This is a genomic window from Micromonospora citrea, assembly GCF_900090315.1.
Taxonomy (GTDB): domain Bacteria; phylum Actinomycetota; class Actinomycetes; order Mycobacteriales; family Micromonosporaceae; genus Micromonospora; species Micromonospora citrea.
This window is the reverse complement of the sequence record NZ_FMHZ01000002.1, coordinates 6,291,459-6,317,626: the sequence shown is the minus strand read 5'-3', so window position 1 is coordinate 6,317,626 and position 26,168 is coordinate 6,291,459. Positions and strand designations below refer to the sequence as shown.

Annotated in this window: 17 protein-coding genes and 3 rRNA genes; 9 read left to right on the top strand and 11 right to left on the bottom strand. The window is 70.3% G+C overall.

Features of this window, described 5'->3' with window-relative positions:
- Positions 1–68: 68 nt before the first annotated feature.
- From rrf to GA0070606_RS28720, 11 genes are all read right to left on the bottom strand, one after another.
- Positions 69–185: ribosomal RNA gene (gene rrf / locus GA0070606_RS28770) — 5S ribosomal RNA — on the bottom strand.
- 73 nt (positions 186–258) lie between these two features.
- A 23S ribosomal RNA gene (locus GA0070606_RS28765) occupies positions 259–3,369 on the bottom strand.
- A 372-nt stretch (positions 3,370–3,741) separates the two neighbouring features.
- Positions 3,742–5,256 (bottom strand): 16S ribosomal RNA (locus GA0070606_RS28760).
- The 16S, 23S and 5S rRNA genes sit together here, the layout of an rRNA operon.
- 635 nt (positions 5,257–5,891) lie before the next feature.
- A complete protein-coding gene (locus tag GA0070606_RS28755; protein ID WP_091106352.1) occupies positions 5,892–6,494 on the bottom strand; it encodes a bifunctional 4-hydroxy-2-oxoglutarate aldolase/2-dehydro-3-deoxy-phosphogluconate aldolase in 603 nt (200 codons plus the stop codon).
- Positions 6,481–7,467, bottom strand: a complete 987-nt coding sequence (locus tag GA0070606_RS28750) for a sugar kinase (protein ID WP_091106351.1) — start codon at positions 7,465–7,467, stop codon at positions 6,481–6,483. The genes GA0070606_RS28755 and GA0070606_RS28750 overlap by 14 nt, the downstream gene beginning before the upstream one ends.
- The gene (locus tag GA0070606_RS28745) at positions 7,464–8,315 is read right to left on the bottom strand and encodes a DUF6807 domain-containing protein (RefSeq protein ID WP_091106350.1); all 852 of its coding nucleotides are present in this window, start codon (positions 8,313–8,315) and stop codon (positions 7,464–7,466) included. The genes GA0070606_RS28750 and GA0070606_RS28745 overlap by 4 nt, the downstream gene beginning before the upstream one ends.
- The gene (locus tag GA0070606_RS28740) at positions 8,312–8,986 is read right to left on the bottom strand and encodes a hypothetical protein (RefSeq protein ID WP_245724854.1); all 675 of its coding nucleotides are present in this window, start codon (positions 8,984–8,986) and stop codon (positions 8,312–8,314) included. The genes GA0070606_RS28745 and GA0070606_RS28740 overlap by 4 nt, the downstream gene beginning before the upstream one ends.
- Entirely contained in the window at positions 8,983–9,870 is an 888-nt protein-coding gene (locus GA0070606_RS28735; protein WP_425413073.1) for a carbohydrate ABC transporter permease, read from the bottom strand. The genes GA0070606_RS28740 and GA0070606_RS28735 overlap by 4 nt, the downstream gene beginning before the upstream one ends.
- Positions 9,867–10,847 (bottom strand): carbohydrate ABC transporter permease, encoded by a 981-nt coding sequence (locus tag GA0070606_RS28730; RefSeq protein ID WP_091106349.1) that lies wholly within the window; start codon positions 10,845–10,847, stop codon positions 9,867–9,869. Before GA0070606_RS28730 ends, GA0070606_RS28735 begins: the two co-directional genes overlap by 4 nt.
- Positions 10,848–10,875: 28 nt before the next feature.
- Positions 10,876–12,222: an ABC transporter substrate-binding protein gene (locus GA0070606_RS28725; protein ID WP_091106348.1), complete on the bottom strand. Its 1,347-nt coding sequence runs from the start codon at positions 12,220–12,222 to the stop codon at positions 10,876–10,878.
- A 19-nt stretch (positions 12,223–12,241) separates the two neighbouring features.
- Complete coding sequence (locus tag GA0070606_RS28720; RefSeq protein WP_091106347.1) at positions 12,242–13,372, bottom strand: LacI family DNA-binding transcriptional regulator; 1,131 nt, start codon at positions 13,370–13,372, stop codon at positions 12,242–12,244.
- A 239-nt stretch (positions 13,373–13,611) separates the two neighbouring features.
- On the opposite strand from GA0070606_RS28720, the gene GA0070606_RS28715 reads away from it, so the two are divergent.
- The 9 genes from GA0070606_RS28715 to GA0070606_RS28675 all read left to right on the top strand — a co-directional run bounded on the left by GA0070606_RS28715 (position 13,612) and on the right by GA0070606_RS28675 (position 26,123).
- A complete protein-coding gene (locus GA0070606_RS28715; RefSeq protein ID WP_091106346.1) occupies positions 13,612–14,940 on the top strand; it encodes a Gfo/Idh/MocA family protein in 1,329 nt (442 codons plus the stop codon).
- A gap of 30 nt (positions 14,941–14,970) precedes the next feature.
- Positions 14,971–16,395: a glucuronate isomerase gene (gene uxaC / locus GA0070606_RS28710; RefSeq protein WP_176737462.1), complete on the top strand. Its 1,425-nt coding sequence runs from the start codon at positions 14,971–14,973 to the stop codon at positions 16,393–16,395.
- Positions 16,392–17,696: an enolase C-terminal domain-like protein gene (locus tag GA0070606_RS28705; RefSeq protein WP_091106344.1), complete on the top strand. Its 1,305-nt coding sequence runs from the start codon at positions 16,392–16,394 to the stop codon at positions 17,694–17,696. Before uxaC ends, GA0070606_RS28705 begins: the two co-directional genes overlap by 4 nt.
- Complete coding sequence (locus GA0070606_RS28700; RefSeq protein ID WP_091106343.1) at positions 17,687–19,177, top strand: mannitol dehydrogenase family protein; 1,491 nt, start codon at positions 17,687–17,689, stop codon at positions 19,175–19,177. The genes GA0070606_RS28705 and GA0070606_RS28700 overlap by 10 nt, the downstream gene beginning before the upstream one ends.
- A gap of 188 nt (positions 19,178–19,365) precedes the next feature.
- Positions 19,366–20,547, top strand: a complete 1,182-nt coding sequence (locus GA0070606_RS28695) for a Gfo/Idh/MocA family protein (protein WP_245724853.1) — start codon at positions 19,366–19,368, stop codon at positions 20,545–20,547.
- Between the two features lie 185 nt (positions 20,548–20,732).
- On the top strand, positions 20,733–22,097 hold the full coding sequence (locus tag GA0070606_RS28690; RefSeq protein ID WP_091106341.1) for a pectate lyase family protein: 1,365 nt from the start codon (positions 20,733–20,735) through the stop codon (positions 22,095–22,097).
- Positions 22,098–22,524: 427 nt separating this feature from the next.
- The gene (locus GA0070606_RS28685; protein ID WP_091106340.1) at positions 22,525–23,211 is read left to right on the top strand and encodes a hypothetical protein; all 687 of its coding nucleotides are present in this window, start codon (positions 22,525–22,527) and stop codon (positions 23,209–23,211) included.
- Positions 23,212–23,480: 269 nt separating this feature from the next.
- Complete coding sequence (locus GA0070606_RS28680) at positions 23,481–23,684, top strand: pectate lyase (RefSeq protein WP_218106083.1); 204 nt, start codon at positions 23,481–23,483, stop codon at positions 23,682–23,684.
- Positions 23,685–23,846: 162 nt separating this feature from the next.
- Positions 23,847–26,123 carry a glycoside hydrolase family 44 protein gene (locus tag GA0070606_RS28675; protein WP_245724851.1) on the top strand — a complete coding sequence of 759 codons (2,277 nt, stop codon included), beginning with the start codon at positions 23,847–23,849 and terminating at the stop codon, positions 26,121–26,123.
- Positions 26,124–26,168 lie beyond the last annotated feature (45 nt).

Below are 26,168 nucleotides of genomic sequence, written 5' to 3'. Positions count from 1 at the left end.
TTGCGCCATCCATGGCGCTACGCAGTCGAGGGCCGACCCGGATGGGGCGGCCCTCGACTGGAATGATTGTCCGGCGGTGTCCTACTCTCCCACACCCTCCCGAGTGCAGTACCATCGGCGCTGGAGGGCTTAGCTTCCGGGTTCGGAATGTAACCGGGCGTTTCCCCTCCGCCATGACCGCCGTAACTCTATGAACATGTCAAACACACGTGGAGTGTTCGCTCGTTCAGAGTTGCACAGTGGACGCGTAGCAGCTTAGTAATCAAGTCCTCGGCCTATTAGTACCGGTCAACTGAACCCGTTACCGGGCTTACATTTCCGGCCTATCAACCCAGTCGTCTAGCTGGGGGCCTTACCCATCCAAAGGATGGTGGGATACCTCATCTTGAAGCGAGCTTCCCGCTTAGATGCTTTCAGCGGTTATCCCTTCCGAACGTAGCTAACCAGCCGTGCCCCTGGCGGGACAACTGGCACACCAGAGGTTCGTCCGTCCCGGTCCTCTCGTACTAGGGACAGCCCTTCTCAAGTATCCTACGCGCACGGCGGATAGGGACCGAACTGTCTCACGACGTTCTAAACCCAGCTCGCGTACCGCTTTAATGGGCGAACAGCCCAACCCTTGGGACCTGCTACAGCCCCAGGATGCGACGAGCCGACATCGAGGTGCCAAACCATCCCGTCGATATGGACTCTTGGGGAAGATCAGCCTGTTATCCCCGGGGTACCTTTTATCCGTTGAGCGACACCGCTTCCACACGCAAGTGCCGGATCACTAGTCCCGACTTTCGTCCCTGCTCGACCTGTCAGTCTCACAGTCAAGCTCCCTTGTGTACTTGCACTCAACACCTGATTGCCAACCAGGCTGAGGGAACCTTTGGGCGCCTCCGTTACCCTTTAGGAGGCAACCGCCCCAGTTAAACTACCCACCAGACACTGTCCCTGAACCGGATAACGGTCCGAAGTTAGATACCCAAATCAACCAGAGTGGTATTTCAAGATTGCCTCCACCCATACTGGCGTATGGACTTCACCGGCTCCCACCTATCCTACACAAGCTAACTCAGATACCAATGTCAAGCTATAGTAAAGGTCCCGGGGTCTTTCCGTCCTGCCGCGCGTAACGAGCATCTTTACTCGTAATGCAATTTCGCCGGGCCTGTGGTTGAGACAGTGGGGAAGTCGTTACGCCATTCGTGCAGGTCGGAACTTACCCGACAAGGAATTTCGCTACCTTAGGATGGTTATAGTTACCACCGCCGTTTACTGGCGCTTAAGTTCTCCGCTTCGCCCCGAAGAGCTAACAGGTCCCCTTAACGTTCCAGCACCGGGCAGGCGTCAGTCCATATACATCGAATTACTTCTTCGCATGGACCTGTGTTTTTAGTAAACAGTCGCTTCCCCCTGCTCTCTGCGGCCATACAACGCTCCACCCGCGCGGGGCTTCACGTCTCCGGCCCCCCTTCTCCCTAAGTTACGGGGGCAATTTGCCGAGTTCCTTAACCACAGTTCGCCCGATCGCCTCGGTATTCTCTACCTGACCACCTGTGTCGGTTTGGGGTACGGGCCGCTCAGAACTCGCTAGAGGCTTTTCTCGGCAGCATAGGATCACTGACTTCACCTGAATCGGCTCGGCATCACGTCTCAGCCTACATGTGCTGCGGATTTGCCTACAGCACGGCCTACACGCTTACCCCGGCACAACCACCGGCCGGGCTCAGCTACCTTCCTGCGTCACCCCATCGCTTGACTACTACCCGCCAGGTTCCCACGCTCCCCAACCTCAACCCGAAGGCCTTGGCTGGTTTGGGTGGTTAGCACAACGAGGTTCATCAGGGACGCTCTTTCGCGGGTACGGGAATATCAACCCGTTGTCCATCGACTACGCCTCTCGGCCTCGCCTTAGGTCCCGACTCACCCAGGGCGGATTAGCCTGGCCCTGGAACCCTTGGTCATCCGGCGGAAGGGTTTCTCACCCTTCTTTCGCTACTCATGCCTGCATTCTCACTCGTGCCGCGTCCACAACTGGGTCACCCCGCTGCTTCACCCCCGGCACGACGCTCCCCTACCCATCCACACACCTGCACAACACATCAAGGCGTTGCGAAGTAAAAATGTGAATGCCACAGCTTCGGCGGTGTGCTTGAGCCCCGCTACATTGTCGGCGCGGAACCACTTGACCAGTGAGCTATTACGCACTCTTTAAAGGGTGGCTGCTTCTAAGCCAACCTCCTGGTTGTCTATGCGACCCCACATCCTTTTCCACTTAGCACACGCTTAGGGGCCTTAGCTGGTGATCTGGGCTGTTTCCCTCTCGACTACGAAGCTTATCCCCCGCAGTCTCACTGCCGCGCTCTCACTTACCGGCATTCGGAGTTTGGCTGATTTCGGTAAGCTTGTGGGCCCCCTAGACCATCCAGTGCTCTACCTCCGGCAAGAAACACGCGACGCTGCACCTAAATGCATTTCGGGGAGAACCAGCTATCACGGAGTTTGATTGGCCTTTCACCCCTAACCACAGGTCATCCCCCAACTTTTCAACGTTGGTGGGTTCGGCCCTCCACGCGGTCTTACCCGCGCTTCAGCCTGCCCATGGCTAGATCACTCCGCTTCGGGTCTAGGACACGCGACTGAATCGCCCTATTCAGACTCGCTTTCGCTACGGCTCCCCCACACGGGTTAACCTCGCCACATGCCACTAACTCGCAGGCTCATTCTTCAAAAGGCACGCCGTCACCCCGCAAGGCTCCGACGGATTGTAGGCGAACGGTTTCAGGTACTATTTCACTCCCCTCCCGGGGTACTTTTCACCATTCCCTCACGGTACTCGTCCGCTATCGGTCACCAGGAAGTATTTAGGCTTACCAGGTGGTCCTGGCAGATTCACGGCAGATTTCAGGGGTCCGCCGCTACTCGGGAACACCCACAGAAGGTCAGCAACTTTCACCTACCGGACTATCACCGCCTACGGTCAGCCATTCCAGACTGTTCGGCTAGCCACTGACTTTATAACTCCTCGAACAAGTGTCAGCTTGCTCAGCAGGGTCCCACAACCCCGACCACGCAACCCCTGACAGGTATCACACGCAGCCGGTTTAGCCTCAATCCGCTTTCGCTCGCCACTACTCACGGAATCACTAATTTGTTTTCTCTTCCTACGGGTACTGAGATGTTTCACTTCCCCGCGTTCCCCCCATACACCCTATGTGTTCAGGTGCAGGTGACATCACATGACTGATGCCGGGTTCCCCCATTCGGACACCCTGGGATCACAGCTCGGTTGACAGCTCCCCCAGGCCTATCGCGGCCTCCCACGTCCTTCATCGGCTCCTGGTGCCAAGGCATCCACCGTTCGCCCTTGACAACTTGACCACAAAGATGCTCGCGTCCACTGTGCAATTCTCAACAAACGACCAACCCACAACCCACAGCCCCACACCAGCACCACCACCGTGACCGGTATGCGAGACCAGGCCATGCCTGGCAGCCCGACAAGCACTCACGCTCGCCTACGGCTCCGAAAGAAACAACCACCGGTTGTTCTTTCAGGACCCAACAGGGTGCTATACACCAGCCACCAGCCGCACCACATCCATCGTTCCTGCACCCCCGAAAGGGCGTGTACTAGACATCCGTGACCGTTGCCGGCGCCTGACTGACCAGTGTCTCCGCCATCGAGCACCCCGACCCGACATTCGCAGGTCGCGGGCTCCTCACCGACTTTCGTCGGAAGGTGCTCCTTAGAAAGGAGGTGATCCAGCCGCACCTTCCGGTACGGCTACCTTGTTACGACTTCGTCCCAATCGCCAGCCCCACCTTCGACGGCTCCCTCCACAAGGGTTGGGCCACCGGCTTCGGGTGTTGCCGACTTTCGTGACGTGACGGGCGGTGTGTACAAGGCCCGGGAACGTATTCACCGCAGCGTTGCTGATCTGCGATTACTAGCGACTCCGACTTCACGGGGTCGAGTTGCAGACCCCGATCCGAACTGAGACCGGCTTTTTGGGATTCGCTCCACCTCACGGTATCGCAGCCCATTGTACCGGCCATTGTAGCATGCGTGAAGCCCTGGACATAAGGGGCATGATGACTTGACGTCATCCCCACCTTCCTCCGAGTTGACCCCGGCAGTCTTCGATGAGTCCCCGCCATAACGCGCTGGCAACATCGAACGAGGGTTGCGCTCGTTGCGGGACTTAACCCAACATCTCACGACACGAGCTGACGACAGCCATGCACCACCTGTGACCGCCCCCGAAGGACCTCACATCTCTGCGAGTTTTGCGGCCATGTCAAACCCAGGTAAGGTTCTTCGCGTTGCATCGAATTAATCCGCATGCTCCGCCGCTTGTGCGGGCCCCCGTCAATTCCTTTGAGTTTTAGCCTTGCGGCCGTACTCCCCAGGCGGGGCGCTTAATGCGTTAGCTGCGGCACAGGGAACCGGAGAGGCCCCCCACACCTAGCGCCCAACGTTTACAGTGTGGACTACCAGGGTATCTAATCCTGTTCGCTCCCCACGCTTTCGCTCCTCAGCGTCAGTATCGGCCCAGAGACCCGCCTTCGCCACCGGTGTTCCTCCTGATATCTGCGCATTTCACCGCTACACCAGGAATTCCAGTCTCCCCTACCGAACTCTAGCCTGCCCGTATCGACTGCAGGCCCGCAGTTGAGCTGCGGGTTTTCACAGTCGACGCGACAAGCCGCCTACGAGCTCTTTACGCCCAATAAATCCGGACAACGCTCGCGCCCTACGTCTTACCGCGGCTGCTGGCACGTAGTTGGCCGGCGCTTCTTCTGCAGGTACCGTCACTTACGCTTCGTCCCTGCTGAAAGAGGTTTACAACCCGAAGGCCGTCATCCCTCACGCGGCGTCGCTGCATCAGGCTTCCGCCCATTGTGCAATATTCCCCACTGCTGCCTCCCGTAGGAGTCTGGGCCGTGTCTCAGTCCCAGTGTGGCCGGTCGCCCTCTCAGGCCGGCTACCCGTCGTCGCCTTGGTAGGCCATCACCCCACCAACAAGCTGATAGGCCGCGAGCCCATCCCAGGCCGAAAAACTTTCCACCACCAACCATGCGATCGGAGGTCCTATTCGGTATTAGCCCCGGTTTCCCGGGGTTATCCCAAAGCCTAGGGCAGGTTGCTCACGTGTTACTCACCCGTTCGCCGCTCGAGTACCCCGAAGGGCCTTTCCGCTCGACTTGCATGTGTTAAGCACGCCGCCAGCGTTCGTCCTGAGCCAGGATCAAACTCTCCAACAAAAACTTGTTGAAAAACTGTCCCGACAACAAAAAGTGTTGCCAAAGGAATCCGAAACCAGCCAAACCAAAGGCCTGACCAGTCCGGGGTATAAACAATTTGGCACTGGCTTATCAAGCACCCTGTTGAGTTCTCAAAGAACAACCACACACCGCCCGGAAACCCCACACCGTGGAGCCCCCGACCCGGGGCATTTCGTTCGCGCCCCCGCCGCGTTTCCGCGCCGGGCACTTTTACTACGTTACCCGGTGATTTCCGCCGTGTCAAACCGCTCTGTCGCGATCCGCACCACTTCCACCCAATTTCCGGGCACCACAAACAGACCGGCTCCTGCCGGACGGATTGTGAATTTCAGCAGGCCGGCCGCCGCGGATCTCCGCGAACTCGCCCGGTGCCCTGCCGGTCGTCAACCATACCCGGTCGGCTCCGCCTCACCAAATCCGCCCTGCGGCGAATCCGGGGCACCGCCCGGTCCAAGCTCCGACGAGGTGAACCCGTCGGCGCCTGAGGTTGTTCCCGCGCTCCGGCCTTCAGGACTTTCGCCCTGCTTCGTCCGTTCCGCGCTGGCAGAGAGAAAGTTACGCGGCCCGCGGCAAGATCGTCAAATCCGGAGCCGGCGTCGCGGATCACAGGCCGGTCAGGCGCGGGCCAGCTCGGCGAGCCGGTCGACCTGGCCGGGGTCGGCCAGTGCGGAGCCCACCGCCACGACCCGTACGCCGGCGGCGAGGAACTCCCCCGCGTTGCCGGCGTCCAGGCCGCCTGTGGCGACGAAACGCAGCTCGGGCAGCGGCCCGGCGACGGCCCGGAACCAGGCCGGACCGAGGCTGACCGCGGGGAACGCCTTGAGCCACCGCAGGCCGTGGTCCCGGGCGCGCTGTGCCTCGGTGGGCGTCGCCACGCCGGGCAGGTGCGGCAGCCCCCGCTCGGCGGCGGCGTCCGCGACGGCGAGATCGAGCCCGGGCGCGACGGTGAACGCGGCGCCGGCCTCGGCGGCGCGGGCCACCTGCTCGACGCTGAGGACCGTGCCCGCCCCGACGGGTCGGCCGCGCTCGCGACCCGCCGCGACCGCCGCCCGCAGCGCGGGCAGGGCCTCCGGGGTGCGGACGGGCACCTCCACGACGTCGATGCCGAGGTCCCAGGCGCGCTGGGCGAGCCGGAGGGTCTCGTCGGGCGGCAGGTCGCGCAGGATCACCATCACCCGCGCGGCGCCGAGGACCGGCGCGAAGTCATGTGCGGGCATCGGGCGTCTCCTCCGTCAGGTCGAGGGTGGTCCAGCGTTCGGCGGGCAGCGCGGCCAGTTCGGCGAGCCGTTCGGCGGCCGGCACCGGGGCGGTGTCGCCGGTCACCCGCAGCGCGTGGGCGGCGAGCAGGTGCCCCCAGCGGAGCCGGGACGTCGGATCGAGGTCGCGCAGGAGGGCCGCCAGGTAGCCGGCGGCGAAGGCGTCGCCGGCGCCGACGGGTTCCACCACGGTGACCGGGACAGCCGGAACGACGGTGGCCGGTCCCTGTCGGGGCAGGGCGGTCGCGGCCACCGCCGCGTCCTTGACCACCACCGTGTCCGGGCCGGGAAGCAGGCGGCGTACGTCGTCGGGGGTGTCGACCCCCCAGAGCGTGCGCGCCTCGTCGAGGCCGACGAAGACGAGGTCGGCGCGGTCGGCGAGCCGGTGCAGCACGGGCGCGGCCAGGGCGGCGGGCCAGAGCCCGGGCCGGTGGTTGACGTCGAAGCTGACCAGCGCGCCGGCCAGCGGCCGTCGGGTGACGGCGTGCTCCACCAGCGCCCGGCAGTTGCCGGAGAGGGCGGCGGTGATGCCGGAGAGGTGCAGCACCCGGGCGCCGGTGAGGCGGGGGTCGTCCAGCACCGTGCGGTCGAGCCGGGAGGCCGCCGAGCCGGCCCGGTAGTAGTGCACGCGGGTGCCGCCGGGGGCCGGGTCCTTGGCGTAGAGGCCGGTGGGGGCGTCGGGGTCGACGAGCACGGCGGTGACGTCGACGCCGGTCCCGGCGACGTGCCGGACGACGAGGCGCCCGAAGGGATCGTCGCCGACCCGGCCGGCCCAGACGGCGTGGTGACCGAGCCGGGCCAGGTAGCCGGCCACGTTGGTCTCGGCCCCGCCGACGCCGACGGCGAGGCCGTCGGCGTGGTCCAGCGGCGTCGCGTCGGCGGGGGTGAGCACGACCATCGTCTCGCCGACCGTGACCAGGTCGGGGCCGGTCATCCGGGCACCGGCCCGGTGGCCAGGGCGGCGGCCGTGGCCGGGTCGAGGTCGCCGTCGGCGACCACCACCCGGTGCCGGCCGACGTGGGTGGTGCCGGCCGCGATCAGCCGGGGGCGGTCGAAGGCGAACGCGGCGCAGACGCCTGGGTACATGGCGGTCCGCACGAACCACCGGTCGCCGGGCGCGAGCCCCGCCAGGACGAGGGTGTACGCGGACCCGTCCGGCCCGGTGCCGGCGAACGCCAGCCAGGGCTCGGCGCTGCCGTTGACCGCCTCCTCCCCCTCGGCGGCGGCGGTGCGTACCCGGGCCGGTGTCGCGCTGCGCGCCCGCCAGAAGAATCCGCCGTAGCCGGCGCCGCCGGGCCGGCCGTTGGTGGCGGGGCTGCCGAGGGTGACGTCCCGGTCGGCGGGGGCGGTCAGTGTGTAGCCGACGTCGAGGGCCCAGGCTCGATCGTCGAGCCGGTGGGCGGAGAGTTCCCGGCGCTCGGCGAGCAGCACCGTCCCGGTGGGGTCGCGCCACTGGAGGTGGTGCGCGAGCCGGTGCGGCTCCCGCGTCTCCCACCGGGTGTGCGCGATCCGGCCGTGGTCGTCGCGCCAGGTGTAGCCGACGTCGCGGACGTAGGTGCGCCCGCCCCAGAGGTTGGTGCCGTCGACGTCCTGCACGGCCAGGGACGCGCCGAGGTGCCAGACGTGGTCGGCCGGGAACGCGTCGGTGACCACCGTGCCGCCCAGGGTGCGCACCGGGTGCAGGTACGGGCGGGGCCCGTGGCGGGGGTCGATCGCCGGGTCGACGACGTACCGGGCCACGGGCACCCCGTCCACGCTGAGCCGGGGGTCGTCGCCGGTCACGACTGGCCCACCGGGGCGGGCGCGGTCCGTCGGGCGACGGCGTGCAGGGCGGCGAGGGCGTACCCGGCGAGGATGGGCACGGCGACCGGGGTGACCATGACGGCGAGCAGCGCGGCGACGGCGCTGGCCCCGCCGGCCGCGGCCCAGGTGCCGGGGTGGGCGTGGCAGACCTCGGCGGCGCGCCGCGCGGCCTCCCGCCAGCCCCGCCCGCCGGCGCGCCCGATCTGCACCACGACGAGCCCGGCGTACCCGGTGAGGGCGGCGGCGACCAGCGTGGTGACCAGGAGCAGGGGCGCGCCGCCGGGTACCCGGCCGCCGGCCAGCGCGGCGACGTCCAGGGCGAGCAGGGCGAGGGCGGCGACCGTCAGCAGGCTGACCCCGGCGCCGGCCGGCAGCGCCCGCCCGAACCGGGTCAGGTTCTCCCGGGCGGAGGGCCAGGACCCGTCGGCGTACCTGTGGTGCACGGCCGCGCTGGCGGTGGCGACGGCTGCCGCCGCGGTGAGCACCGGCAGCGCGGCCAGGGTCAGCGCGATGCCGACCACGGCCAGGTCGGTGGCGTCGGTGAGCACGTCCCGCCAGTCGCGGCGGGTGGGCGCGGCGTCCCGGCCCGGCGCGGCGTCCCGGCCCTGCCCGCCGCTCCGGTCCGGCCCGGAGGCCCGGTGCGGCGTCATCCCTTGATCCCGCTGGTGTTGATGCCCTCGACCAGCATCCGCTGGAAGGCCACGAAGAACAGGAACACCGGCAGCAGGGAGAGCACCGACATGGCGAACATGGGGCCGACGGCGCTCTGGCTGGTCGAGTCGATGAACAGGGTCAACGCCACCGGCACGGTGTAGTCCCCGAGGTCGGAGAGGAAGACGAGCTGGCGGAAGAAGTCGTTCCAGGTCCAGATGAACGAGAAGATCGCCGTGGTGACGAGGGCGGGCCGGCTCAGCGGCAGGATGACGTGCCGGAAGATGCCGAAGGCGTTCGCACCGTCGATCTTGGCCGCCTCGTCGAGTTCGCGCGGGATGCCCCGCATGAACTGCACCATCAGGAAGACGAAGAACGCCTCGGTGGCCAGGAACTGCGGGATCAGCAGCGGCAGGTACGGCCAGTCGCCGCCGACCAGGCCGAGGCTGCGGAAGAGAATGTACTGCGGCACGATCAGCACGTGGCCGGGGAGCAGCAGTGTCCCGATCATGACGGCGAACCAGACGCCGCGCAGCCGGAACCGCAGCCGGGCGAAGGCGTACGCGGCGAGCAGGCAGGAGACCGCGTTGCCGACGACGGTGAGCAGGCTGACCATGGCGCTGTTGAGGAAGAACCGGCCGAAGCTGAGGTCGAAGTTCGTCCAGCCGTCGGCGTAGTTGCCGGGGGTGAACTCCTTCGGCAGCAGGCCGACGTTGCTGACGATCTCCTCCTGGCTCTTCAGCGACGTACCGATCATCCAGAACAGCGGGTAGAGCACGAGCGCGACGATCGCGACCAGGACGAGCAGGCGCAGGGCCTGCCCACCGGCGGCGCGGCGCGGGCCGCGCCGCCCGGTCGTCGCCGGGGTTGCCGTGGCTGTCACCGGTCCTCCCCGTCGGAGTAGTGGACCCAGAAGCGTCCGGTGCTGAAGAAGATGGCGGTGATGATGGCGATGGCGACCAGGAAGACCCAGGCCATCGCGGAGGCGTAGCCCATCTCCAGGTCGGTGAAGCCGGTGATGTAGAGGTTCAGCGTGTACATCAGGGTGGAGTCGACCGGGCCGCCGGTGCCGTTGCTGAGCACGAACGCGGCGGTGAAGCCCTGGAAGCCGTTGATGGTCTCCAGCACGAGGTTGAAGAAGATCACCGGCGAGAGCATGGGCAGGGTGACGGCGACGAACTGCCGCCACCTGCCGGCGCCGTCGACGGCGGCGGCCTCGTAGAGCTCGGTGGGCACCTGTTTGAGGCCGGCCAGGAAGATCACCATGGGTGCGCCGAACTGCCAGATGGCGAGCACCATCAGGGTCTCCAGCGCCCAGTCGGGGTCGTTGACCCAGGGTTCGCCCTCGATGCCGAAGAGGCCCAGCAGCGAGTTGAACGCGCCCTCGCGGTTGAACATGTTGACCCAGACGATGGCCAGCGCCACGCTGCCGCCGAGCAGCGACGGCAGGTAGAACAGGCCGCGTAACAGGCCGACGCCGCGCCAGGCCCGGTTGAGCAGCAGCGCCACCCCGAGCGCGGCGGCCAGCTTCAGCGGCACGGCGACCAGCGCGAAGGTGAGCGTCACCCGCACCGAGTGCCAGTAGGACGGGTCGGCGGTGAACATCCGCTCGTAGTTGGCGAGCCCGACCCACTCGACCTCGGAGAAGGGGGTGAGGATGTCGTAGTTGGTGAAGCTCAGGTAGAGCGAGAGCAGCATGGGGATCGCCGTGACGGCCATCAGTCCGACGAGCCAGGGCGAGAGGAATATGTAACCAGCCAGACCGTCGCCGTGCCGGTCCCGGCCGGCCCCACGCCGGGTGGCGCGGGGCCGGGGGGAACTGCTGGGCATGGTCCGGCCGGGGGCCGTGGTGAGGGCCACAGGCCGGCTCCTTTCCGTCGACCTGGAATCAGGCGATCGCGGACTTGCAGGCCGCCACGTACTGCGCCGCCGCATCGGCCGGCGTGGCACGGCCGTACTGGACGTTCTCGGCGGCCTTGATCAGCTCGGACTTGACCTTGCTGTGGCCCTTGATCGGCACCTGCGGCGCCTGGCCGAACTTCTGCGCGAGTTCGGTCTCGACCTGGATGGACTGCTTCATCGCCGGATCGCTCGTCGTCTCGCTGACCTTGGCCCGCAGGTCCATGTTCGAGGGCAGGCCGCGGTCGGTGCCGAGTAGCGCCACCGCCTCTGGGTCGTTGGCCAAGAAGTTGATCACGTCGACCGCGACGTCCCGGTGCTTGCTGCTCTTGAACACCGACCAGTACATCGCGGCCCGCGCCCACTGGCCGCTCGGATCACCCGGGTACGCCACGACGCCCAGTTCGTTCTCGGTGTTCTTCTTCAGGTCGGGCAGCTGGTTGACCCAGACCCAGGAGGTCGCCGACTTGCCGGTGACCACGAGTTGCTTGGTGATGTCGCTCGAGTTGCCCTCGTGGATGACGTCGGGGGTCGGGGTGGCGCCCCGATCACGGGCCCCCTTCCACAGCTCGAACCACTTCGTCACGTCCTCGGCGGTGAAGCCGAGTTCCTTGCCCCTGTAGAGGTCCTTGCCCTGCTGGCGCAGCCAGACCCAGAACGCCTTGTAGTCGGCGCTCGGGTCCTGGGTGCCGGGGACCCTCGTCTTCTTCGCCACCTGCTCGGCCCAGGCGATGTGCTCCTCCCAGGTCATCCCCGTGGTCGGCTCGGGCAGGCCGTTCTTCGTCAGCAGCGTCTTGTTGTAGACCAGGCCCTGGGTGTTCTCCCCGGCGGCGAGGCCGGCGAGCTTGCCGTCGACGACGCCGTACTGCCAGAGGCTCCTGGGGAACTTGGAGACGTCGAGGTCGCCGGAGTCCTTGTAGGAGGTCAGGTCGAGGGTGGTGCTGCGGGCGGCGTACTCGGCCAGGTAGTTGTCGTCGATCTGGAAGATGTCCGGCGGGTTGCCGCCGGCGGTGAGGGTCGCCAGCTTGTCGAAGTAGCCCTGGTTGGCCTGCCAGGTCTTCTCGAAGGTCACGTTGGGGTGCTTCTTCGTGTAGAGGGCGAGGGCCTCCTCGGTCAGCTTGGCCCGGGCCTCACCGCCCCACCAGAAGATCGAGAGCTTGACCGGGGCGTTCGGGTCGGTGCTGGCCTCGTCGTCGCCGCAGCCGGCGGCGCCGAGGACCAGGGGCAGGGCGACGACCGCGGCGAGGAGGCCGCGGATCAGCCGCCGTCGGGGGACGGGGGTACGGTGAACGGGCACGGCCGGCGTGCCAGTGGTGGGGGGCGTTGCGGGGTGCATGTGCGCTCACTCCTTGGCGTTAGGAGGCGACGACACCGCCGGTGGTCGCGGTCGGGCGACCCGGGCCCGCAAGGCGATGCGGGCCCGGGGTGACCGACCCGGCTTCGGGGCGGGGCCGACCGTCAGCCGGCACGGCTGCGGTCGAGTCGCGGATGACCAGTTCGGTCTGGAGCATTACCTGTGCGGTGGTACGACGGTCGTCGCTGGCGCCGCTCCGGCCGCCGCCGCGTGATCCGCGTGCGGCGACGGCGTCGTGTTGCAGGAGCATGTCGACGGCCGTCCGGCCGGCGGCTGCGGTCGGCGTGGCCACCGTCGTCAACTTGGGCCGGGTGAGCCGGCTCAGGGTGATGTCGTCGATGCCGACGACGCTGACGTCCTGGGGGACGCGCAGCCCGATGGCGTCGAGTTCCTCGATGAGGCCGATCGCCATCAGGTCGTTGTAGGCGAGGACCGCGGTGACCTCGCTGCGGCGGACCTGTTCGGCGAGGGCGCCGCCGCCGGTCTCGGTGGGCGCGTTGGGCCCGAGCACGGTGAGCTCGGCGCCGGCGGCGCGGGCCGCGACGCCGGCCGCCCGGCGGATCTCCCGGCTGGTCCACGAGCCGCGCGGCCCGCTGAGCAGCGCGACGCGGCGGTGGCCCAGGCCGGTCAGGTGCTCGATGGCGGCGCGGGCGCCCTGCCCGACGTCCATGGTGACGCAGGGCAGGCCGGCGACCTGGCGGTTTATCACCACCAGCGGCACCTCGCGGCTGAGCTGCTCGATGAGGCTGTTGCTCATCCGAGGGCTGCACAGCAGCACCCCGTCGACCTGTTTGGCGAGGGCGTGGACCAGCTCCTCCTCGGCCACCGGGTCCTCGTTGGTGTCGGCCACGAAGACGTGGTAGTCGCGCTGCCGCGCCTGGCTCTCCGCCGCCTTGATCAGCGGCGGGAAGAACGGGTTGGCGATGTCCGCGATGATCAGGCCGATGTTGTGCGTACGGCCGGTGATGAGGGCGCGGGCGGCGCGGTTGGGCCGGTAGCCGAGTTCCTCGGCACAGGCCAGCACCCGGCCCCGGGTCTCGGGGTTGACCAGGTGCGGGGCCGAGAACGTGCGGGAGACCGTGGAGATGTGCACGCCGGAGGCCCGGGCGACGTCTCGGATGGTGGCTGGCACGGCGGGGCCCTTCGTCCAGTGTGGCTGGGGTCACGTCAGGTGCCGCCAATTAATGCAAACGGTTGCGCCGGTGTCAACGGCGGATGGTTACGGCTGCATTTCGGCCGCGCTCCCAGCATGCCGCCAAATCGCCATCAAGGCGGATCTATGCCACGGGTTTGACATCGATCGTTGACTGAGCGACTCGGCTCGTGGTTATTTCGCTGCAAACCTTTGCAGCATCCGGGGAGGCGGTCGCCATGTCGTCCAGAGCCGGTCAGCGGGTCCGCCACGCCCTCGTGGGCACCGGGTCCCGGGCCGAGATGTTCGTCCGGTCGCTGGTGCGCGACCACGCCGACACGGCCGAGCTGGTGGCGTTCGCCGACGTCAACCAGGCCCGCATGGACGCCCACAACCGGTGGCTCGGCGAGCTGGGCCACCCGCCGGTGCCGACGTACCGGGCCGGGGACCTGGCGGCGATGCTCGACAAGGAACGCGTGGACGTGCTGGTGGTGACCAGCGTGGACGACACCCACGCCGGGCACGTCGACACGGCGCTGCGGGCCGGCTGCGACGTCATCACCGAGAAGCCGATGACCGTCGACGCGGCGGGCTGCCGGCAGATCCTGGACGCCGTCGCCGACACCGGCCGGCAGGTCCGGGTCGCCTTCAACTACCGCTACAACCCGCTGCACGAGAAGCTGCGCGAGCTGATCGCCGAGGGAGCCGTCGGCGAGGTGGGCTCGGTGCACTTCGAGTGGCTGCTCGACGTGCGGCACGGCGCCGACTACTTCCGCCGCTGGCACCGCGACAAGGCGCACTCGGGCGGGCTGATGGTGCACAAGGCCGGCCACCACTTCGACCTGGTCAACTGGTGGCTCGACGCCACCCCCGTCGAGGTGTACGCGGCCGGCCGGCTGTTCTTCTACGGCGAGGCCGGCCGGCGGCACGGCTACGCCCGCGACTACGACCGGGCGCACGGCTCCCCCGCCGCCGCCGACGACCCGTTCGCGCTGCGCCTCGACGCGCACCCGCGACTGCGCGAGCTCTACCTCGACGCCGAGGCCGAGGACGGCTACCACCGCGACCGCAACGTCTTCGCCCCCGGCGTGACCATCGAGGACGACATGGCGGTGCTCGCCCGCTACTCCACCGGCGCGACGATGACCTACCACCTCACCGCGTACGCCCCCTACGAGGGCTACCGGGTGATGGTCAACGGCAGCCGGGGCCGCCTCGAACTGGAGGTGGTGGAGAGCGACCACGTCAGCCCGGCCGCGGCCGGCGCGCTCAAGGGCGCCGCGCTGCACGGCGACGAGGCCGCCGTCGAGTCCGGCTCCGCCACGCTGACCCTGCGCCCGTTCTGGGCGCCGCCGCGGGTCGTACCGGTGCGGGATCGGGCCCGGTCCGGGCACGGCGGCGCCGACGTCCGGATGACCCGGGTCCTCCTCGGCGGCGAGCCGGACCCCCTCGGACGCACGGCCACCGCCCGCGACGGCGCCCTCGCCCTGCTCACCGGGCTGGCCGCGAACCGCTCCTTCGCCACCGGAGCCCCGGTCCGGGTCGCCGACCTGCTCGACCTCCCCTGAGCCGCGAACACCATCCGAGGAGCCCCATCCGTGCCCACGACCGACCTGCTCTTCCCCGCCGACCCCGCGCAGCGCGCGGTGGCCCGCCGGCTGTACGCGCTGGCCGCGCCACAGCCGATCATCTCCCCGCACGGGCACGTCGACCCGGCGATCCTGGCCGAGGACCGTCCCTTCCCCGACCCGGCGCGGCTGCTCATCGTGCCCGACCACTACCTCACCCGGATGCTGCTCAGCCAGGGCGTGCCCCCGGCCGACCTGGGCGTGCCCACCGTCGACGGCAGCCCCACGGAGACCGACGGCCGGGTGATCTGGCGGCGCTTCGCCGCGCACTGGCACCTGTTCCGCGGCACCCCGTCACGGCTGTGGCTGGAGCAGACCTTCCGCGAGGTGTTCGGGGTGGACACCCCGCTCTCGCCGGCCACCGCCGACGCCGTCTACGACGAGCTGGCGGCCCGCCTCGCCGAGCCGGAGTTCCGGCCCCGGGCGCTGTTCGAGCGGTTCGGCATCGAGGTCCTCGCCACCACCGAGTCGCCCCTGGACGACCTGGGGCAGCACGCCAAGCTCGCCGCCGACGGCTGGGGCGGTCCGGGCGGGCGGGTGATCACCACGTTCCGGCCGGACAACGTGGCCGACATGGAGTTCGACGGCTGGGCCGGCAACGTCGCCCGCCTCGGCGAGATCACCGGCGAGGACACCGGCACGTACGCCGGCTACCTGGCGGCGCTGCGCCGGCGGCGGGAGGCCTTCGTCGCGGCGGGCGCCACCTCGACCGACCACGGCCACCCCACCGCGCGCACCCTAGCGCTGGGCGCGGACGAGGCGGCGCGCCTGTACGACAAGGGCCTGCGTGGGCTCGCCGACGCGGCCGACGCGGAGGCGTTCCGGGCGCACATGCTGCTGGAGTTCGCCCGGATGTCGCTGGACGACGGGCTCGTCATGCAGCTGCACCCCGGCGCGGTGCGCAACCACAACCGCCGGCTCTACGCGCGCCACGGCCGCGACGTCGGCGGCGACCTGCCGCAGGCCACCGAGTACCTGCACGCGCTGACCCCGCTGCTGGACGCGTACGGCAACGACCCGCGGCTGCGGGTGGTGCTCTACACCCTCGACGAGTACACCTTCAGCCGGGAACTCGCTCCGCTGGCGGGCGGGTACGCCGCCCTGTACCTGGGCGCGCCGTGGTGGTTCCTGGACTCGCCGGAGGTGCTGCGCCGGTTCCGCGAGTCGGTCACCGAGTCGGCGGGCTTCTACAACACCGCCGGGTTCGTCGACGACACCCGCGCGTTCTGCTCCATCCCGGTGCGCCACGACGTGGCCCGCCGCGTCGACGCCGCCTACCTGGCCCGCCTGGTCACCGAGCACCGCCTCGGCGAGGACGAGGCCGCCGAGACCGTCGTCGACCTGGCGTACCGGCTGCCGAAGAAGGTCTTCAAGATCGGAGAGAGCCTGCTGTGAGTGTCACCGTCACCGCCGTCGACGTGCACGACGTGCGGTTCCCGACCGCCGCCGCCGGCGACGGCTCGGACGCGATCAACCGGGGCGACTACTCGGCCAGCTACGTGGAGCTGCGCACCGACGCCGGGGTCACCGGGGCCGGGTTCACCTTCACCAACGGCCGCGGCAACGAGCTGACCTGCGCCGCCATCCGCGCCCTCGCCCACCACGTGCGGGGCCGCACCGTCGAGGAGATGTTCGCCGACCCGGTGGCGTTCTGGCGCTCGCTCAGCGCCGACGTGCAGCTACGCTGGCTGGGCCCGGAGAAGGGGGTCATCCACATGGCCACCGGCGCGCTGGTCAACGCGGTCTGGGACCTGCGGGCGAAGCTGGCCGGCAAGCCGATGTGGCGACTGCTCGCCGAGCTGCCCACCGAGGAGCTGGTGGCCAGCGTCGACTTCCACCACATCACCGACGCCATCACCCCCGACGAGGCGGCGGCCATCCTCGACAAGGGGCTGGTCGGGCTCGACGAGCGCCGCGCCGGACTGGAGCGCGACGGCTTCCCGTCGTACACCACCTCGGTGGGATGGCTGGGCTACCCCGACGACAAGGTGCGGGCGCTGACCCGGCAGGCGTACGCCGACGGGTGGCGGGCGATGAAGATGAAGGTCGGCGGCCCGCCCGCCGACGACCTGCGGCGGGCGCGGATCATCCGGGCGGAGATCGGGCCGGACGCGCTGCTGATGATGGACGCCAACCAGGTGTGGGACGTCGACGAGGCGATCACCAACATGACCGCCCTGGCGGAGGTGGACCCGTACTGGATCGAGGAGCCGACGCACGCCGACGACATCCTCGGCCACGCGCGCATCGCGCGGGCGGTGACCGGGCTGACCGGGGGCCGGTGCCGGGTCGCCACCGGCGAGGTGGCCGCCAACCGGGTCATCTTCAAGCAGCTGCTGCAGGCCGAGGCGATCGGCGTGATGCAGATCGACGCCTGCCGGGTCGGCGGCGTCAACGAGGTCCTCGCCGAGATCCTGATGGCGGCGAAGTTCGGGGTGCCGATCTGCCCGCACGCCGGCGGGGTGGGGCTGTGCGAGTACGTGCAGCACCTGGCGGTCTTCGACTACCTGCGGGTCGGCACCAGCCTGGACGGCCGGATGGTGGAGTACGTCGACCACCTGCACGAGCACTTCGTCGACCCGGTGCGCACGCGCGGGGGCCGCTACCTGCTGCCGGAGGCGCCCGGCTACAGCGCCACCATGCGGCCGGAGTCGATCGCCGAGTTCCGCTTCCCGGACGGGCCGGCGTGGCGGTGACCGTGGGCGCCGGCCGGCTCGGCCTCGGGACGCTGCGGCGGCTGCCCACCGACAGCCGCCCGCTGCTGCGCCCCGGCACCGTGCCGGCCGGGATCGTCCACCTCGGGCTCGGCGCGTTCCATCGCGCCCACCAGGCCGTCTACACCGAGGAGGCGATGGCGCGGGCCGGCGGCGACTGGGGCATAGTCGGCGTCGCCCCGCGAAGCCCGGACGTGGTGGCGGCGCTGGCCGCGCAGGACAACCTGTTCAGCGTCACCACCACCAGCGCCGAGGGGTGCCACACCCGGGCCGTCGGCGCGCTGGCCGGGACGCGGCACGCCGCCGCCGACCCCGCCGCCGTGGTGGCGCTGCTGGCCGACCGGGCGATCCGGGTGGTCACCCTCACGGTGACGGAGAAGGCGTACCAGCTCGACCCGGTGACCGGGCGGCTGCGGCCGGACCCGCAGGTCGCCGCCGACCTGCGCACCGACCGGGCGCCGGTCACCGTGCCGGGCCTACTGCTGCGGGGGCTGCTCGCCCGCGCCGCCGCGCAGGGCCCGCCGCTGGCCCTGGTGAGCTGCGACAACCTGCCCGCGAACGGCCGCCGGCTGCGCGGCCTGGTCGAGCAGTCGCTGGCGTACGCGGGGGCGCCCGAGCCGCTGGCCGGCTGGGTACGCGGGTGTGTCAGCTTCCCCGGCACGATGGTGGACCGGATCGTGCCGGCCAGCACGGCGCAGACCCTCGCCGACGCCGAACGCGCGCTGGGGGTCGTCGACCTGGCGGCGGTGGTGGCCGAGCCGTACCGGCAGTGGGTGGTGGAGGACGACTTCCCGGGCGGCCGGCCCGACTGGGAGCGGGCCGGCGCGGTGCTCACCGACGACGCGGGCCCCTGGGAGCGGCTGAAGCTGCGCGCCCTCAACGGGGTGCACTCGGCCGCCGCGTACCTGGGGGCCCTCGCGGGCCGGGAGACGATCGCCGACGCGCTCGCCCTGCCGCACCTGACGACGGTGCTGCGCCGGCTGGTCGCCGAGGACGTGGCCGCCAGCTTCGACCCGCCCGAGGGCGTCTCGGTCGTCGCTTACGGCGACGAGGTGCTGGCCCGGTTCGCCAACCCGGCGATCCACCACCGCACCCTGCAGGTGGCGATGGACGGCTCGCAGAAGCTGCCGCAGCGGGTGCTGCACACGATCGCCGACCTGCGGGCCGCCGGGCGGCCGGCGCGCTGGGCCACGCTGGTGGTGGCCGCCTGGCTGCGCTTCGCCCAGGGCCACGCCGACGACGGCAGCCTCCTGCCGCTGGCCGATCCGCTCGCCGGGGAGATCCGCGCGGCGCTCGCCGCCGCCCCACGGACCCCGGCGGGGACCGTCGACGCGGTGTTCGCGCTGCGCGAGGTCTTCCCCGCCGAGGTGGCCGAGGACGACGAGATCCGCGCGGACGTGACCGGCTGGCTGGCCGCGCTGGAGCACCACGGGGTCGCCGCGACGCTGGCCGGTGCCCGGTGACGGCCGGCGCGGAGCGTGCCTCCCACGCGACCACAACCGGCGCGGGACGCGCGACCCCGGGCGCGGAGCGGGAGACGTACGCGGCGGGGGCCGGCGCGGGACGAAAGACGCGCGGGACGGAGACCGGCGCGGGACGCGCGGCTCCCGGCGCGGGACGGCGGACGCGCGCGGCGGGGGGCGTGCCGAGGGTGGCGATCGTCGGGGCCAACGGGCACGGGCGGTGGCACCGGCGGGTCGTCGCCCCGCTGCACGCCGCCGGGCGGCTGCGGCTGGTCGCCCTGGTGGACGTACGCCCGGTCGAGGACGACCCGGCGGCGCCGGTGCCGGACGGCACGCTTGTCGGCACCGACCACCGGGAGATGCTGCGGGCGGCCCGGCCGGACGTGGTGGTGGTCTGCACCCCGCCGCACACCCACCTGCCGATCGCCCTGGACTGCCTCGCCGCCGGCGCCGACCTGCTGCTGGAGAAGCCCCCGGTGCTGTCCACCGCCGAGCACCGGGAGCTGGCCGCCGCCCTCGCGGCGACGGGCCGGGCGTGCCAGGTCGGCTTCCAGGCGCTCGGCTCGGCGGCGCTGGCCCGGCTGACCGACGCGATCCGGGCCGGGCGGCTCGGCGACGTCACCGGCATCGCGACGGTGGCGGCCTGGCAGCGCCCCGACGGCTACTACGCGCGGGCGCCCTGGGCCGGGCGGCGGACGCTGCACGGCCGGCCGGTGCTCGACGGCGCCCTGGCCAACCCGCTGGCGCACGCGGTCATGCAGTGCCTGGCGGTGGCCGAGGCGGCGGCCGGGGACGGACCGGTGCGGCCGGTGCGCGTCGAGGTGGAGCGCTACCGGGTCCGGCCGATCGAGGTGGACGACACGGCGACCCTGCGGGTGCTGTCCCGCTCGGGGCCGCCGGTCGTCGCGGCGGTGACCCTGGCCGGCGAGGACTTCGTCGCCGGCGAGGTGATCGTGACCGGCACCGCCGGCCGCGCCGTGCTGGAGTACCCGACCGACCGGTTGCTGCTGCCCGGCGACGCCGGCCCGCGCGAGGTGCCGGGCCGGCGCGGGCTGCTGGAGAACCTCCTCGCCCACCGGGCCGACCCGGCGGGCGTGCCGCTGATCGCGCCGCTGGCCCGCACGGCGCCGTTCACGGCGGTGCTGGAGGCGGTCACCGCCGCGCCGGAGCCGACGCCCCTGGGCGGGGATCTCGTGAGCGCCACCGGCACCGGCGCGGAGCGGGTGCTGACCGTGCGCGGGATCAACCGGCTGCTGCGCCGGGCCGCAGACGAGGGTGCGCTCCTGTCGGAGCTGGGGGTGCCCTGGGCGACGCGACCGCACCGCCGGGACCTGGAGGAGGCAGGAGGGACCGCAACGCACTGCAACTGACCGGCCGGCCCGGCGCGGGCCCACATCGGACATACGGGCGTCATCCCGACCCGGAGCGGTCGGGACGATTCCGGCCGATCGGGATCACTGCAACACTTCTGCACACGATCCGCATTGACTCATATAAATAGCTATACCTACCGTTGCCGTAGCGGATGACAGGCGACGAACAGGTGGTCCGAGTCATGTGGAAGCAGGCAGTGGGTGCGGCGTTGATCATGACGCTCGTGGCGACACCCGGAAGCGCGCCGGCCGCCCCGGCCCGCGACGGCACCGTCGACGCGGCCGACACGCTCTCCTGGGCCGCCCGGCACCTCGGCCGGCAGGCGTTGCCCGCCGGGGACGGTTGGGCCGCCGAGGGGCCGGGCACCACCGGCGGGTCGGCCGCCGCCCCCGACGAGGTGCACGTGGTCACCAGCCGGGCCGAGCTGGTCGCGGCCCTCGGCGGCGACAACACCACCAACCGGGGCAACGCCACCCCGAAGATCATCTACGTCGAGGGCGAGGTCGACGGCTTCGAGGGGCCCGACGGGACCCCGCTCGACTGCGCCGACCTCGCCGACCCGGAGTACTCGCTGGCGGCGTACCTGGCCGCGTACGACCCGGCGGTCTGGGGGCGGGTGGCGCCGAGCGGCCCGCTGGAGGCGGCGCGCGTGCGGTCCGTGACGAACCAGACCCGGCAGACCCAGATCAACGTCGGCCCGAACACCACAATCGTCGGCTTGGGCGGCGCGCGGCTGACCGGCATGACGCTGATGCTCGACGGCGCGCACAACACGATCGTGCGGAACCTGACCTTCGACGACGCCCGGGACTGCTTCCCCGCCTGGTCCCCCACCGACGGCGCCGCCGGCAACTGGAACTCCCAGTACGACCAGATCTCGGTGCGCCGCAGCGAGCACGTCTGGATCGACCACAACACCTTCACCGACGGCGACAACCCCGACAGCGCGCAGCCGCTGCGCTTCGGCCGGCCGTACCAGGTGCACGACGGGTCGGTGGACGTCACGCACACCGCGAGCCTGGTGACCGTCTCGCACAACCGGTTCGTCGGGCGGGACAAGGTCATGCTGATCGGCTCGTCCAACACCGTCGGCCCGGACGTCGGGCGGCTGAAGGTGAGCCTGCACCACAACCTCTTCGACGGGGTGCTCCAGCGCCTGCCCCGGGTGCGGTTCGGCCAGGTGGACGTGTGGAACAACCACTACCGGCTGACCGGCGACGGGTTCGAGTACGCGATCGGCGTCGGGGTGCAGTCCGCCGTGGTCGCCGAGAACAACTTCTTCGGCCTCGCCGCCGGCGTCGCGGCCGACGACCTGCTGTACGACTGGGGCGGCACCGCCGTCACCACCCGGGGCAACTGGGTCCGCTCCGGTGGAGACCGGCCCCGGCCGGTGGACCTGGTGGCCGCCTACAACGCGACGCACGAACCGGACCTGGCCCCGCACGCCGGCTGGGCGCCGACCCTACGGCGCGGCCCCGTGCTGCCGGCGCCCGCGGTGCCGGCGGTCGTGGGGGCGCTGGCCGGCGCGGACCGGCTGCCCCTGTAGGACGCCGGCCGCCGCGTCGTCCCGCGCGGCGGCCGGACGGCCGGTGGGTCGCCGTGCCCGGCGCTCAGCACGACGACCCACCGGCGCCCACCCCACCACCAGGAGGCCCACCATGAACCGGACGACCCGTCCCCGGACGCGCACGCCGAGACTGCTCGCCGCGGCGCTCACCGCCGCCGCCCTGGCCGTCGGCCCGGCTCGACGACGCCAGCGGGGTCAAGGCGGCGGTGACCGCCGGAGCCGGCGCGGGCCGGATCACCCCCTGAGAGAGGCCCGGGGGACGACGGCCGATGCGGCCGTCGTCCCCCGGGCGCATCCACCGGACACCCGCGAGGGAAGTCGGTCCTGGTTCCCGGACACGCTCTACCGGTACGTACCTGCCAGCCTGCGCCCGCCGGGCGTCGGTGGGGCCCGCTACCCTCGACCGGTGGCCGACCTGACCCCCTACGAACAGACCTGGATCGACGTCCTGGACGAGCTGCGGAACTGTCCCGGTATCAAGGTCCACAACGAGTACCGGGAGATCGACCCCGACATCGAGGATGCCGCGACCAGCCTCGACTTCGTCTCCGGCGCCACCGGCATGCCGCTGGGGGCCTCATTCCGGGACTGCCACTTCCGGTTCGAGTGTCTCGGCAGCGCCTGGGAGAGCGCCGAGGGTCAGGATCACTTCATCGCCGGGGAGTTCTGCCTGGAGGCACTGGAGAACGCCGTGCTGCGTCAGCGGCCGCCCGAGCTGTGGGCGGACATGACGCCCGAGCAGGAACGGCTGCAGCCCGAACTCCGCGCCATCGACGGCACGCCCGAGTGGGGCACCGGCCATCTCGCCGCGCTCCGGGTGCAGCCGGGCGTCGAGCAGCCCGAGATCTGGTTCGACAACACCAACGACCACCACTACAAGCTCGACCTCGACTACCGGGGCTATCTCGACGCCCTGCGCGTCACGAAGGGCACCTTCGGCTGGCAGTACCTGTTCACCGAGTCCTCGCTCAGGGGCGACGCCAGCACGACCCGGAGGCTCCGCACGATGCTCGAGCTGTTTCCGACGTGGTTTCCCGACCATGACTACGAGCCGTTCCGGCGACGGTTGGACCTGGCCCTCAAGCGTCGTTAGAGACAGCGGAGGCGCCGCACGCGTCGGCGGTGGGTACGACCGGATCCGACGGGCGGTCGTCGAGCCCCGTCGCCTGATCGCGGCGGCCCGGGGCGGACCGACGCCCCGGGATCCTGCAACAGACCTGCACACGGGCGGCATTGACCCTTCTCTTTCCCGGGCCATAGGCTGACCGCGCGGGCAAGCGCTTTCACGCCATCGGCACCGCCCCGCCGAGCCACGTCGGACCCCGGGCATCCGGCGCGTCGGCCGGCGGACACCCGGCCCCGATGAAGGTGCTGGCCGGCATCAACACCAACTGGGGCGACACGGCCCGGTTCAGCCGGATCACCATCCTCGACGACCCGAACCGCACGACCCGGATCTGCGTCAAGTACAAGGGCGTACCGAAGGGCAGCGAGCCGACCGAGATCGGCGAGGGCGCGGACGGCGTGAACTGCCTCTACTCCGCCTCGGACATCACCTGGCGGTAACCGTCCGGCGGCCCCCAGGGCAGGCGAGACGCCCCTGGGGGCCGCCCCACGCCCGGGAGGAACGCTCGCCCCGAGCTGCCCGTTGACGCCGCTGAGGCGGGGCGACAAACTATGGAAGCGCTCCCATCGGCGGCCTTATCCAGACCACGAAAGGTAAGGCCCGTGCAACTCCGCAACGTCCTGCTCCCCGTGGCGCTCGCCGCCACCGTCGGGGCCGTCGCACTGCCGGCTCCCGCCGCGGCGGCCACCGGTCCGGCACTCACCGTCGACGCCACCGCCGGCCGACACGCCATCAGTCCGCACGTCTACGGCATGAACTTCGCCGACGAGGCGCTGGCCCGCGACATCCGGCTCCCGATCCACCGCTACGGCGGCAACCACACCACCCGCTACAACTTCCGCGCCGACACCAGCAACCGGGCCGCCGACTGGTACTTCGAGAACATCCCGAACGACAACGCCGATCCGGCGAGCCTGCCCCGGGGCTCCGAGACCGACAGATTCGTCGAGCAGGACAGGGCCACCGGCAGCGAGACCGTCATGACGGTTCCCATGCTGGGCTGGATCGCCAAGGAACGCGCCAGGTCGTGCGGCTTCAGCGTGGCCAGATACGGCCCCCAGCAGTCCACCGACCCGTGGACCCCCGACTGCGGCAACGGCAGAAAGCCGGACGGCACACCGATCACCGGGAACGACCCCGAGGACACCAGCGCCGCGGTCGGGCCGCAGTACGTCACCGACTTCGTCAACCACCTCAAGAGCCGGTTCGGCGGCGCGGCGGACGGCGGGGTCGCCTTCTACAACCTCGACAACGAACCCGACCTGTGGCACTCCACCCACCGCGATGTGCGCCCCGTCGGCCTCGGCTACGACGAGCTGCGCGACCGCACCTACGAGTACGCGGCCGCGATCAAGGCGGCCGACCCCGACGCGAAGACCCTCGGGCCGGTCGGCTGGGGCCTGAACTCGATTCACTACTCCGGACTGGACCAGGACGTCTGCGGGCGCACCGGCTGCTGGTCGAACCCGCCGGACCGCGCCGCGCACGGGGGCAAGGAGCTCGGCCCCTGGTACCTGGAGCAGATGCGCGCCTACGAGCAGCGGCACGGCACCCGCATTCTGGACTACTTCGACATCCACATCTATCCCCAGCAGGCCGGCGTGCACAACTCCGCGGCCGGTGACGCGGCCACCCAGCAGCTGCGCCTTCGCTCCACCCGGCAACTCTGGGACCCGACGTACGTCGACGAGAGCTGGATCAACAAGCCGGTCCGGATGATCCCCCGGATGCGGGAGCTGGTCGACACCCACTACCCGGGCACGAAGATCGCCATGACCGAGTACAGCTGGGGCGCGTTCGGGCACCTCAACGGGGCGCTCACTCAGGCGGACGTCCTCGGCATCTTCGGCCGGGAGGGCCTGGACATGGCCAACCTCTGGACGGCGCCGCGCAGCGACGAACCGGTGGCGCACGCCTTCCGCATCTACCGCAACTACGACGGCAAGGGTGGGGCCTTCGGCGAGACCTCGGTCCGGGCAACCAGCGCCGACCAGGGCAGGCTGGCGATCTACGCGGCCGAGCGGGCCGCCGACAAGGCGCTGACGATGGTCGTGGTGAACAAGACCGGCGACGACCTCAGCAGCCCCTTGGCGCTCACCGGCGAGTCCGCCGGCATCGCGCAGGTGTGGCGCTACAGCGGCGCGAACCTGGCTGGCATCGTCCGCGAGGCGGACCAGCCGGTCTCCTCGACCGGCTTCACCGCCACGTTCCCGGCCAACTCCGTCACGCACATCGTGCTGCCGCGCGGTGACGGTAACCCTCCGGCCGACACCGAGGCGCCGACGGCGCCGGGCAAGCCGACGGCGGGTGCCGTCACCGCCACCAGCGTCGCGCTGAGCTGGGCGCCGTCGACCGACGACACCGGCGTGGCCGGGTACGACGTGCACCGGGTCGAGGGCAACTCCACGGTGCGGCTCGGCAGCGTCACCGGCACGGCGTACACCGTCACCGGGCTGGCGCCGGACTCGGCGTACACCTTCGTGGTGACCGCCCGGGACGCGGCGGGCAACGTCTCGACGGCGTCGCCGGGGCTGCCGGTACGGACGGCGCCGGCACCGACCGGCGGGTGCAGGGTGACCTGGAAGACCAACAGTTGGCCGGGCGGCTTCACCGCGAACATCACCATCGCGAACACCGGCACCACCGCGATCGACGGCTGGACCCTCGCCTTCGACTTCCCGGACGCCCAGCAACGACTCGGTCAGGGCTGGTCGGCGACCTGGCGGCAGACCGGCACCACCGTCACCGCCGGGAGCATGGGTTGGAACGGCAGGCTCGCCTCCGGCGCGTCCACCGACGTCGGCTTCAACGGCACCTGGTCCGGTCACAACCCGGCGCCGACAGGTTTCACCCTGAACGGCCGCACCTGCGCTGACTGACCGACGTGGACCGGCGCCGGGGTGTTCAACCACTCCGGCGCCGAC